The sequence below is a fragment of the Stenotrophomonas sp. PS02300 genome (assembly GCF_029959395.1).
Classification (GTDB): Bacteria; Pseudomonadota; Gammaproteobacteria; order Xanthomonadales; family Xanthomonadaceae; genus Stenotrophomonas; species Stenotrophomonas maltophilia_AD.
In genome coordinates this window covers 30,993-42,922 of record NZ_JASCOP010000010.1, presented here as the reverse complement: position 1 = coordinate 42,922, position 11,930 = coordinate 30,993, and the positions used below count along the sequence as shown (strand labels likewise).

At 68.6% G+C, this 11,930-nt stretch carries 9 protein-coding genes; 5 read left to right on the top strand and 4 right to left on the bottom strand.

The window, feature by feature from the left end; all coding sequences use genetic code 11:
- The first annotated feature begins 33 nt into the window (after positions 1–33).
- Entirely contained in the window at positions 34–948 is a 915-nt protein-coding gene (locus QMX79_RS03935; protein ID WP_282244578.1) for a LysR family transcriptional regulator, read from the top strand.
- Here the strand turns inward: QMX79_RS03935 and QMX79_RS03930 are convergent.
- Positions 941–1,828 carry an alpha/beta hydrolase gene (locus QMX79_RS03930; protein ID WP_282244576.1) on the bottom strand — a complete coding sequence of 296 codons (888 nt, stop codon included), beginning with the start codon at positions 1,826–1,828 and terminating at the stop codon, positions 941–943. The genes QMX79_RS03935 and QMX79_RS03930 overlap by 8 nt on opposite strands.
- A gap of 192 nt (positions 1,829–2,020) precedes the next feature.
- Between QMX79_RS03930 and QMX79_RS03925 the strand changes: the two genes are divergently transcribed.
- Positions 2,021–2,554: a hypothetical protein gene (locus QMX79_RS03925; RefSeq protein WP_282244574.1), complete on the top strand. Its 534-nt coding sequence runs from the start codon at positions 2,021–2,023 to the stop codon at positions 2,552–2,554.
- Here the strand turns inward: QMX79_RS03925 and QMX79_RS03920 are convergent.
- The 3 genes from QMX79_RS03920 to QMX79_RS03910 all read right to left on the bottom strand — a co-directional run bounded on the left by QMX79_RS03920 (position 2,551) and on the right by QMX79_RS03910 (position 6,797).
- On the bottom strand, positions 2,551–3,174 hold the full coding sequence (locus QMX79_RS03920) for a response regulator transcription factor (protein WP_282244573.1): 624 nt from the start codon (positions 3,172–3,174) through the stop codon (positions 2,551–2,553). The two genes, QMX79_RS03925 and QMX79_RS03920, sit on opposite strands and share 4 nt — an antisense overlap.
- 61 nt (positions 3,175–3,235) lie before the next feature.
- Entirely contained in the window at positions 3,236–6,256 is a 3,021-nt protein-coding gene (locus QMX79_RS03915) for a sensor histidine kinase (protein WP_282244571.1), read from the bottom strand.
- A 301-nt stretch (positions 6,257–6,557) separates the two neighbouring features.
- On the bottom strand, positions 6,558–6,797 hold the full coding sequence (locus QMX79_RS03910) for a hypothetical protein (protein ID WP_282244569.1): 240 nt from the start codon (positions 6,795–6,797) through the stop codon (positions 6,558–6,560).
- A 259-nt stretch (positions 6,798–7,056) separates the two neighbouring features.
- On the opposite strand from QMX79_RS03910, the gene QMX79_RS03905 reads away from it, so the two are divergent.
- From QMX79_RS03905 to QMX79_RS03895, 3 genes are read left to right on the top strand one after another with little or no spacing between them, the layout of a single operon-like run.
- Positions 7,057–7,689 (top strand): TetR/AcrR family transcriptional regulator C-terminal domain-containing protein, encoded by a 633-nt coding sequence (locus tag QMX79_RS03905; protein ID WP_282244567.1) that lies wholly within the window; start codon positions 7,057–7,059, stop codon positions 7,687–7,689.
- Between the two features lie 44 nt (positions 7,690–7,733).
- A complete protein-coding gene (locus QMX79_RS03900) occupies positions 7,734–8,831 on the top strand; it encodes an efflux RND transporter periplasmic adaptor subunit (protein ID WP_282244565.1) in 1,098 nt (365 codons plus the stop codon).
- A complete protein-coding gene (locus QMX79_RS03895) occupies positions 8,828–11,893 on the top strand; it encodes an efflux RND transporter permease subunit (protein ID WP_282244563.1) in 3,066 nt (1,021 codons plus the stop codon). Before QMX79_RS03900 ends, QMX79_RS03895 begins: the two co-directional genes overlap by 4 nt.
- The last annotated feature ends 37 nt before the right edge of the window (positions 11,894–11,930 follow it).

Here is an 11,930-nt window from a genome sequence, read left to right as displayed (position 1 = left end):
CAATCGCGACGAACTCGTTCGAAGGGATCGAACATGTTGTCTGCCGACGAACTGGCCCTGCTGGAAGCCATCCGCGAGAGCGGCAGCCTGTCGCGTGCTGCGGCCCGCTTGGGCAAGGCGCCGTCCACGGTCTCGCACGCCGCCCGCCAGCTGGAGGCGCGCTTCGATGCCCTGCTGTTCGACCGCCGCCGCTACCGCCTGCAGCTCACCCCGGCCGGCCACCTGCTGGCCCAGGAAGCGGCGCGGCTGATGCTGGACGTGTCCCGTCTCACCCGCCGGGTCAAACAGGTCGCCGGTGGCTGGGAAGACCGGCTGTGGATCGTCACCGACGAAATCCTGGAGTTCGACACGCTGCTGCCGGTCATCCAGGCCTTCGACGCGCTCGGTTCGGGCGTGACCTTGCGCATTACCCATGAAGTGCTCACCGGTACCTGGGACGCGCTTCGCGATGGGCGTGCGGACCTGGTGGTGGGCGCCACCAACGAACCGCCGGTCATCCCCGGCCTGCGCTGGTTCGAACTGGGGGTGATGGAGTGGGTATTCGCGGTGGCGCCGCACCACCCGCTGGCCAAGGCCGCCGAACCGGTGGATGCCTCACTGCTGCTGCAGCATCGCGCGGTGATGGTGGCCGATACCTCCCGGAAAGTGGATGTGCGCGGCTACGGGGTACTCGGCGGCCAGCCGTCGCTGGCGGTGCCGAGCATGCATGCCAAGATCCGCGCGCAGTGCCAGGGGCTGGGCGTGGGCTGGTTGCCGCGCGAGCGGGTGGCCGGCCTGCTGGCACGCGGCGACCTGGTGGAAAAGCGCATGGCCGATCCGCGCGAACCCAACCTGCTGTACGTGGCCTGGCGCGGTGATCACCAGGGCCGCGCGCTGGATTGGTGGCTGGCGCAGCTCAAGCAGGAGCGGCTCGCGTCGCGGCTGGTGAAGGGCATCGCACTCACTTGAGACGCTGCTCGATCCACTGCTTGAAGTCGCGCACCACGCCGTCACGCCCCGCATCGTTGAGCAGGTCATGCGCGTGGTCCTTGTACAGCAGCAGGGTCTTGTCGGCAGACCCGGCGTTGTCGTTGAACACCTGGCTGCCGGCCGGCACGGTGACCTTGTCGGCGGTGCCATGCGCGATCAGCACCGGCAGGCGCAGCGTGGGAAAGCCACGGCGCAGACGGTCGATACCCACCAGCATCTGCGCCACGGTAAGCGCGGTCTGCTTCTCGTTGGCGATGAGCGGATCGGCATTCAACGCGGCCACCACCTCGGGCAACCGTGAGAATTCCTTGTTGGGCAGCTTGAGCACGCGCAGCTTCGGGAATGGGCCACTCAGCCAGCGCACCAGCGCCAGCACCGGCGCCGGTGCGGGCACCTGGAAGGCGTAGCTTTCGCAGATCAGGCCGGCCAGCTCATCCTGGTGCGCCAACGTATACGCCGAGGCGATCACACCGCCGGCGCTGTGCCCGAGCAGGAATACCGGCAGGCCCGGCTCACGTGCACGCGCCACGTCCAGCAGCGATTGCACATCGGCCAGGTAATCGTCGAAGTGCTCAACATGGAAGCGCTCGCCGCTGGATTTACCGCGCCCGCGCAGGTCCACCGCATACACCGCAAGACCCATCGCGGTGAACTGCGCGGCGGCCCACTGGTAGTGGCCGCTGTGTGAGTTGAAGCCGGGCACGATCGCCAGCACTGCACGTACCGGCCCGCCGGGGCGCCAGCTGCGGATGAACAGCTCGCGCTCGCCCCCGCTGATGAATTCCTCGCTGCGCGAGGGTCCGGTGCCACGAACGTCGTCGGTCAGGTCATGCAGGCGGGTGGGGGGAACGGTGTTCATGGCGGTTCCTCGTCACGGAGGGAAGGAAGACAGGCTCACATGCGGGTGCATGGCGGGCATCGGGCGTTCGGGCGCGCGTCAATGCCCCCACATGGGGGAGTTACGGATACCCCGGGCAGCGCCGGCCACGCCGGGCTTCCGGCGCTATGCTTCGCCCCAGCACGGCACCGCGCCGTGCACCCGGAGAACGCCATGCTCGACCGCCTGGCTGTGCTGGATGAGATCCTGGAGCGCCACGCGCAGGTGCTCGGCCGGGACTTTCATCCCTACCGCAACCACACCTACCGCGTCGCCAATTTCCACTGGTGCATGCTGCCGGGCACGGTGCACGACCTGTACGCGCTGTCGGTGGCCGTGGCGTTCCATGACCTTGGGATCTGGACTGCGGGCACCTTTGATTACCTGGCACCTTCCGAAGCGCTGGCCCGGCAGTACCTGCTCGAGCAGGACCGGCCGGAACTGGTGCCGGTGGTAGTGGCGATGATCAGCGAGCACCACCGGATCTCGCGGGTACCGCCGGACCAGGACCGCCGCATCGAGGCGTTCCGCCGCGCCGACTGGATCGATGTGTCGCTGGGGCTGCTCCGCTTCGACCTGCATCCGGATGACTTCACCCGCGTCGTACAGCGGTTCCCGCGCCTGGGCTTCCACCTGCGCCTGGTGCAGTTCTCGCTGCGGCATGGGCTGCGCCATCCGCTGCGGCCGTTGCCGATGATGAAGCGCTAGTCGTCCAGCCGCACCAGTCCACGACGCAGGGCGATATGGATCGCTTCAGTACGGGTGCGTGCACCGATCTTCTCGAAGATGCGCGCCAGGTGTGACTTCACCGTTTCCGACGAGATGCCCAGGTCATTGGCAATGCGCTTGTTCTCCCAGCCCTGCGCCAGCGCGGCCAGGATGGACTGCTCGCGCGCGGTGAGCGGTTCCTCGCCGATGTGCTGCGCGATCTCCTCGGAGATCTCCGCCGACAGGCAGCGCTTGCCCTGCGCCACGCGGTGCAGGGCATCCACCAGTTCACGGCGCAGCGAGCTCTTCAGCAGGTAGCCGCAGGCCCCCGCTGCCAGTGCATCGCGCGCATTGGCATCGCCCCGGTAGGTGGTCAGGATCACCACGCGGGCCTGCGGAAACTCCGCGCGCAGGCGCCGGGTCAGTTCGATCCCATCCACACCGGGCATCTGCAGGTCGACCAGGGCGATGTCCGGCAGCAGGCGCCGGTACTGTTCGATGCCGCCCAGGGCGTCGGCGGCCTCGCCGACCAGTTCCAGGCCCGGTTCCACCTCCAGCATGGATGCGATGCCCTGGCGGATCAGGGGATGGTCATCGATGGTCAGGATGCGGAGGGTCATGGCGGGGTCCCGGTGAGGAGTGCACCGTGCATCGTGGCGCTGCCCAACGCAAGCGCTTTCGTCAGCGCCGGAAGCCCCGCCAGCGTGGCAGGCGCACCGCTACCCGGGTGCCGCCGGTGGCCAGTGCCTGCACCGACAGCGTGCCGCCGCACAGCGCCGCGCGCTCGCGCATGCCAGGCAGGCCCCAATGTCCTTCGCTGCCGCCGTGGACAACCACCTCGTCCTGGATGCCACAGCCATCGTCCTCGATCTCGACGAGGGTGTGCAGCAGCGCATAGGTGATGCGCACGGTGATGCGCGAGGCATGGGCATGGCGGTTGGCGTTGGCGAACGCCTCGCGCACGATCCGGTAGACCTCGGCCAGTTCGGGCTGGCGCCAGCGGCGTGGCCGGCCGCGTACCTCGAGCGCGAAGGCGATCTCGGCGGGAAGTTCCAGCTGGGCCGGCAACGCGCGTACCGCCGTTTCCAGATCGTCGACGCCGGCCTCATCGCGGCGCAGAGCGCGGATGCGGTCGCGCCCTTCGACCAGGCCCGACTCTGCCTCTTCCAGCGCATGCGCGAGCCCGGCTTCGGCGCCGGCGGCATCGCCCAATGCCAACCGGCGGCGCGAAGATTCGATGCGCAGCATCAGTGCCTGTACCGACTGCAGCAGGGTGTCGTGCAGGTCGCGCGCGATCCGCTCGCGTTCGCCCACCCGCGCCCGGTACAGGCGCTGCACGCGCAGCCGCGCGATCGCCACCCGCCAGCGTACGAACAGCCACACCAGCGCGCCTGCCAACGCCAGCATCGCCAGCGCGAACCAGCCGGTCTGCCAGAACGCGGGCAGTACGGTCACGTGGAAAGACGCCTCCTGCGGTGACCAGGTGCCGGTGTCGTCGCTGGCGATCAGCCGGAACCGGTAGCTGCCGGGTGCCAGCCGGCTGTACAGCGCCTGGCGACGAGTGCCGGCCTCGCGCCACGCATCGTCTACGCCGTCCAGCCGGTAACGGAAGCGCACGCGCTCGGGCACGCGCAGCGCCGGCGCGGTGTAGTCCACGCGCAGGTCACGGCTGCCGGCGGGCAGGCGCAGGTGCGCGGACAACGGCATCGCGGTGTCGTCCACCTGCACGGCCAGCAGCGACGGCGCGGGCGGCGCCGCGGCCGGATTGCGCGGCACATGGTCGGGGTCGATCCAGTGCACGCCGCGATCGGTCGCGAACCAGATCCGCCCCTGCGCATCGCCCTGCACCGACGACACGCCGCCGGTCTTTTCGGTGCTGCCGCGCAGGCCATCGAGCACGCCGAAGCGCTCGAAGGCCACCGCATGCGCCGGGTCGGCACGCCAGCGCGCCAGTTCGGCGGCCGGCACGCGGGTGAGACCGCTGCGCCCGCCCAGCCACAGTTCGCCATTGGGCCGCAGCAGGATCCCGGTGGTGTGCTCGAAGCGTTCACCACCCCGGCCCAGCAGCCGCTGGAAGTGCTCAGTCGTGCGCATCGACACGCCGCGCGCCGCGCCGGCCCAGAGTTCCTTGGCGTGGGCGCGCAACACGCCGATGCGCCCGATGTCCGGGCCATCCTGTCTCAGGTCGCGGCGCCGCCCGTTCTCGAACACGCCGATCGTCTGCCCGGCATCGGTCCAGATCCGGCCCTGCGCATCCTCGGCCAACGCACGCGGAGTCACGCCCGCCTGCATGCCGTACTTCGCGTTCTGCATTTCCCACCGGCCGTTGTACAGGCGCAGCAGGCCGCCGTTGAGCCGGCTCACCCACAGCCCACCGGCGCGGTCGCTGCTGATCATGCCGATCAGGCCGTCGCCTTCCAGTTCCGGCGGCAGCGCTACCTTTTCCAGTCCGGTGGCGCCCAGCCGCGACAGCGTGCCGCGCGCACCGCCCACCCACAGCGTGCCGCTGCCATCGCGATGCAGCGAGGTCACCCCTTCCATGTCCGGGCCACCCAGTTCTTCGATGCGGGCGCCGCTTGCCTGGCTGGGATCGGGGCTGACCCACATCGGCCCGCGGTCCGCATTGCCGACCAGCAGGTGGCCATCGCTGCCCACCGCCATCGCAAAGGACTGGTCGCGGCGGGGCAGCGCGATCGGCGCCAGCGCGTTGTCGCGGAAGCGGTCCAGCCCGTTGGCGGTGGCGGTCCAGATGTTGCCTTCGCGGTCTTCGAAGATCGTCCAGACCACCTCCGACGTAAGCCCTTGGGCGGGCCCGAAGTACTCCGGCGACGGCAGTGCCACCCCGGGCCCCGGCGCTCGCAACGTAGTGGCCTCGCGCACCCGTGCGATGCCGCCGGAGGCGCTCAGCCACATGCCGCCATCGCGATCAAAGCGCAGGCCGGCACCCTTGAACGCCGGCTCCAGCCAGCTCACCGTGGCACGGGCGTGGCGCGGATCGGCATCGGCGCGCGCCAGCGGGCGCACACCCCAGTAGTCGGCCGCCCACAGCGTGCCGTCGGCGGCCTCATCGAAGTAGGGGATCTGCACCGGCTTGGGATAGGGCTGGAAGCGCGTCGCACCCGGTGCCAGGTGCACGATGCCGAAGGCCTGGTTTTCCGAATACGCCACCCAGAGGCCGCCCTGGCGGTCGGCGTACAGGCGCTCCGGCCGCCAGCCGGGGTCGATGCCCATGTCCTGTGCGGATGTCCAGGTATCGGTAGCAGGGTCCAGCCAGACCACGGCCACCGGGGTGATCGCCCACAGCCGCTTGCGTGCGTCGCGCGCAAACCCCATCACCGAACCGAGCGGTACGTCATCGCGCTGGTATTCGTACTGGCCCGGTGCAGGACCGCCAACCCGGCTCATGCCGCCATTGAAGTAGCCCACCCACAGCGAGCCGTCGGCCTCGGCCTTCAGGCTCAGCACATCGTCGTCGATCAGCGGCGTCCCACCGGCCGTGGTGATGCGCTCGAAGCGCACGCCATCGAAGCGATAAAGGCCCTGTCGCGAACCCAGCCAGAGCAGCCCATCAGGCGTCTGCGCAAGGGAGAAGATCTGCGCAGGCGCGCCGTCGTCGGCGGTCCAGCGGTCATGCCGAAGCTGCGAAAGCGCGCGGTCGGGCGACAGCGCATGGGCCGAAGGCAGCCCGGATATCGCAAGCACCAGACAGAACAACAGCCGCCAGCACGCAGCGCCAGCGTGCCGGTTCGTGACGTGCACAGGAGCAGGACGAACCGGAAGCCAGGACATATGCGGCAGGCCAATGGGAGTGTGGCGGGTCGCGGCCACCCCGACAGGACAGCACGCGATGCTGGCGGAGTATGCCACGCGTTAGACAGAGCTGAAGCTGCAGTCTGGGACTCGGTAGGGTCGGTCGCAAGACGACCGCCGATAGCAGTAATCGGCGCGCCAGACGCATGATCCCTGTCGAAGAAAAAAGCAGAAGTTGAAACAGCCAGAGAAGTCACTCAATCATGTGCACATAAAGCTTCTCTGCCCACTCGCGGATGTCCAGGAAATAGCGAGCGCCACATCCGTTGCACCGCGCCGGATGATCTTCATCGCTGCCGCGCTGATTCTCCAGCGCAACGGCCAATACCGGGTGTCCGCATTGCGTGCAACAGAATGCGAGGTTATTGCCGTGGGCGTCGGCGTCCAGGATCTCGCCATCGGCGTCCATGACAAGAAAGCCAGTGATCTTCATACGGAATTCTTCTCCTTATGGGCACCGATGCCAGAGTGAGCCAGAAGATACATTGCGCTCTATCGGTTTGCGCGGGTAACTGAGGTGCTGCGTTACCCGTTTCACGGTCATGCGTCCCAGCCCTGATCACTGACGTCGGCAGTCGTCTGGCGACCGACCCTACCGACCCCCAGCCCGTCGCTTTCAGCATTCAGCGCTTGCGCCCGCCAACCTAACACTGTTAGATTCGCCCCCTAACACCGTTAGGTAGAAGCCCCCAGTGCGTCAGCCCATCGCCCGGGACAACATCGTCGGTGCCGCCTTCAAGATCCTCGACGAGGCCGGCATGGAGGGCGTGACCCTGCGCAAGGTGGCCTGCACGTTGGGCATCCGCGCGCCGTCGCTGTACTGGCACTTCAAGAGCAAGCAGGCGCTGGTCGATGCCATGGCCGACGCCATGATCGTGGACGTGGCCCGCCACATCCCCGACGGCCAGCTGTGGCGGCAGACCCTGCTGCAGATTGCCCGCGAGTTCCGGGTTGCGTTCAAGGCCCGCCGCGACGGTGCGCGGGTCTACGCCGGCACCTTCCTGGCCACCGAGAACGTGCTGCGGGTGGGCGAGGCCAGCATCGCCGCGCTGGTTGGCGCCGGTGCGTCGGTGCGGTTCGCCGCGACCGCCTCGATGGACCTGGTGTATTACGCGATGGGCTTTGTGATCGAAGAGCAGTCCTGGCCCGGTGACGGCAGCATGGAGGCGCTGGGCGAGGCCTTCATGGCCCTGGCCGAAGCGCGTTTCCCGCACTGCTGGGACGCCCGCGAGGTCTGGAGCGAGGTCGATTTCGACACGCGCTTCGAACAAGGCCTCGGCCTGATGCTGGACGGCATCGAACTGCGCCTTGCGCGCGCCGCCTGACCCCCTTTCCCCTGTTCCCGCTGTTCCGACACGGAAGCTCACTGATGCGCGCCTCACTTTTCCGCTGCACCTCCCTCCTGCTGGTGGCCACGCTGCTGGCCGCCTGCGGCAATAAAGACGACAAGGCCGCCGCCGACGCGGCCGCTGCCTCGGCGTTGCCGGTCTCGCTGGCCACCGCCCAGCAGCAGCCCATGGCGCGCACCGTGCTGGTGTCCGGCCCGGTCACCGCGTACGAGGAAATGCAGCTCGGCGTGGAAATCAGCGGCCAGCGCGTGACCGCACTGCCGGTAGACGTGGGCCAGTGGGTCAAGCAGGGCCAGGTGCTGCTGCAGCTGGACCACCGCACCCTGGACAGCGAACTGGCGCAGGCCGATGCCTCGCTGAAGCAGGCGCAGGCCTCGCAGGAACTGGCGCGCCTGAACTACGAGCGAAGCGCCAAGCTGGCCGCCCAGCAGCTGATCAGCGAAAGCAGCCTGGACGAGCTGCGCGCCTCGCGCATCAACGCCGAAGCGCAGACCGCCACCGCCCGTGCCGCCCGCGATGCGGCCAAGCTGCGCCGTGACTTCGCCGACCTGCGCGCGCCGGCCGACGGCCTGATCTCCAAGCGCCTGGTGCAGCCCGGCCAGGTGGTCTCGGCCGGTACCGAACTGCTGCGCCTGATCCGCGATGGCCGCCTGGAATGGCGCGCCGAACTGCCCGAAGACCAGCTCACCGGCGTGGCCGTCGGCAACACCGTGGAACTGCCCTACGCCGACGCGGTAGTCAGCGGCCGCATCCGGGCGGTCACCCCGGGCGTGGACGCACAGACCCGCACCGGTACGATCTTCGCCGACCTGCCCGAACCGGGCACGCTCAAGCCGGGCGTGTACGTGGAAGGGCGCATCGTCACCGGCGAAGGCCTGGCGCTGACCATTCCCACCGCCGCCATCGTGCAGCGCGACGGCCACAGCTACGTGTTCACCGTGAACGACAAGCAGCAGGCCGCGCGCCTGCGCGTGCGCACCGGCCAGGCCGTGCAGGGCCGCACCGCGATCCTGGAAGGGCTGAAGGTGGGCGACCGCGTGGTGGTGGATGGCGCCGGCTTCCTGGGTGAAGGCGACCGCGTCCGCGTGGTGGCCGATGCCAAGGCGAGCGCCAAATGAATATTTCCGCCTGGGCGATCAAGCGCCCGTTGCCGGCACTGCTGATCTTCTTCGTGTTGTGCGTGGCCGGCCTGTGGGGCTTCTACCAGCTGCCCGTGGCGCGCTTCCCCGACATCGCATTCCCGATGACCACCGTCACCGTGACCCAGCCGGGCGCTTCGCCCAGCCAGCTGGAAGCCGAGGTCACCCGCAAGGTCGAGGACTCGGTCGCCACGGTCAACAACGTCAAGCGCGTGATCTCCTCGGTCAGCGAGGGCGTCAGCACCACCACCATCGAATTCCAGCTTGAGGCCGACCTAGCCACCGCGCTGGACGATACCCGCGATGCGGTCACCCGCATCCGCACCGACCTGCCGCAGGACATCCAGGAGCCGGTGATCTCCAAGGTCGACATCGGCGGCTCGCTGATGACCTACGCGCTGGTCGCCCCGCACATGACGCCCGACGAGGCCAGCTGGTTCGTCGACCGCGATGTATCGCGCGCGATGTACGGCGTGCCCGGCGTGGCCCGGGTCACCCGCGTGGGCGGCGTGCAGCGCCAGGTGCGCGTGGACCTGGACCCGAACGCCTTGATCGCGATGGGCATCACCGCCGGTGACGTGTCCCAGCAGCTGGCCCGCATCCAGGTGGAACGTGCCGGTGGCAAGGCCGAGATCGAAGGCGCGCAGCAGACCATCCGCACGCTCGGCACCGTGGGTGACGCGCAGGCACTGCGCGACTACTCCATCGCGTTGCCCGATGGCCGCGCCGTGCGACTGTCCACCCTGGCCAATGTCACCGATGCTGCCGCCGACCCGACCGAGGCCGCCTTGCTGGACGGCAAGCAGGTAGTGGCGTTCTCGATGTCGCGCACGCGTGGCTCCAGCGAAGTGAAGGTCGAGGCCGGTGTCCACACCGCGCTGGACCAGTTGAAGGCCAGCCACCCGGGCATCGACTTCCGCCTGGTCACCACCGCCATCGATGAAACCCACCGCTCCTACGACTCGTCCATGACGATGCTCTGGGAAGGCGCGCTGCTGGCGCTGCTGGTGGTGTGGCTGTTCCTGCGCGACTGGCGCGCCACCTGGGTGTCGGCGCTGGCGCTGCCGCTGTCGATCATCCCCACCTTCGCGGTGATGTACTTCTTCGGCTTCACGCTCAACATCATCACCCTGCTGGCACTGTCGGTGGTGGTCGGCATCCTGGTGGATGACGCGATCGTGGAAATCGAAAACATCGTGCGCCACCTGCGCATGGGCAAGCCGCCACTGGAAGCCGCGCGCGAAGCCGCCGGTGAGATCGGCAACGCGGTGATCGCCACCTCGCTGACCCTGGCGGCGGTGTTCGTGCCGGTGGCATTCATGCCCGGCATCGCCGGCAAGTTCTTCCGCGAATTCGGCTGGACCGCCGCCACGGCAGTGTTGTTCTCGCTGCTGGTGGCGCGCCTGCTCACCCCGATGATGGCCGCCTACCTGCTCAAGCTGCATGGCGAAGAGAAGCCCGAATCGAAACTGATGACCTGGTACCTGGGCTGGGTGGACGCCGCGCTGCGCTACCGCGGCCGGACCCTGTGGATCGCCACCGGCCTGTTCGTGGCCTCGCTGGCGCTGGTGCCGTTCATCCCGGCCACCTTCATTCCGCAGTCCGACCTGGGCCGCAGCAACCTCAACCTGGAATTGCCGCCGGGCACCCGCCTGCAGGAAACCGTGGCGGTGGCCGAGCATGCGCGCGCGCTGCTCAAGGACATGCCTGAGCTGAAGCAGGTCTACACCGCCGTGGGCGCCGTGCTGGACCTGGGCGACCCCAGCGCCACCGGCGTCGGCGAAGCACGCAAGGCCACGCTGGTGCTGGACTGGGGCGTGGCCGACGACCGTGACCGCGACCAGCGTGCGCTGGAACGCGATGCCCGCCAGCGGCTGGCGGATCTTCCCGGCGTGCGCGTGAGCTATGTCAGCTCCGAGCCGGGCAACCTGCTGCAGCTGGTGCTGTCCGGTGATGACCCGCAGCGCCTGCAGGATGCGTCCACCGCACTGGAGCGCGACCTGCGCGGCATCCAGGGCCTGGGCAGCGTGACCTCCACCGCCTCGCTGCTGCGCCCGGAACTGCAGATCGTGCCCAACGCCGCACGCGCCGCAGACCTCGGCGTGGCCACCCAGGACATCGCCGAAGCGGCGCGCATCGCCACTGCCGGCGATTACGAGCAGCGCCTGGCCAAGCTCAACCTGCCCGATCGGCAGGTACCGATCCGCGTCGGCTTCGCCGAAGCCACGCTGGCCAACCCGGCGCTGATCGGGCAGCTGCGCGTGCCCGGTCGCGACGGCCCGGTGCCGTTGGCTGCCGTGGCCGAGATCCGCCAGGGCAGTGGCCCGTCGCAGATCTCGCGCTACCAGCGCCAGCGCAACGTGACCCTCACCGCCGAACTCAACGGCCGCCCGCTGGGCGATGTGATGACCGAAGTGCAGGCGTTGCCCAGCGTCAAGCAGCTGCCCCCGGGCGTGACCTTCCTCAACACCGGCGACGCCGAAGTGTTCGTGGAGCTGTTCATCGGCTTCATGCTGGCGATGGCCGCCGGCCTGATCTGCATCTACATGGTGCTGTTGCTGCTGTTCAACCACGCGCTGATGCCGGTCACCATCCTGGCGGCGGTGCCGCTGTGTGCCGGCGGTGCCTTCGGTGCGCTGCTGATCACCCAGAACATGCTGTCGCTACCGGCGTTGATCGGGTTGCTGATGCTGATCGGCATCGCCACCAAGAACTCCATCCTGCTGGTGGATTACGCGGTGATGGCCGAAGACGAGCAGGGCATGAGCCAGCACGATGCGTTGATCGATGCCTGCCGCAAGCGTGCACAGCCGATCATCATGACCACCCTGGCAATGGGCGCCGGCATGATGCCGATCGCGCTGGGCTTCGCGGGTGATTCCAGCTTCCGCGCACCGATGGCGATTGCCGTGATCGGCGGCCTGATCACCTCCACGCTGCTCAGCCTGATCGTGATCCCGGCGGCATTCACCGTGATGGATGACCTCGGCGAATGGATGTCGCGGAAGTTCCGCCACCGCTCCACGCACGGGGGACATTGACGGCAACATCGGCAGATCAGCGCGCGCAGCGGATCGC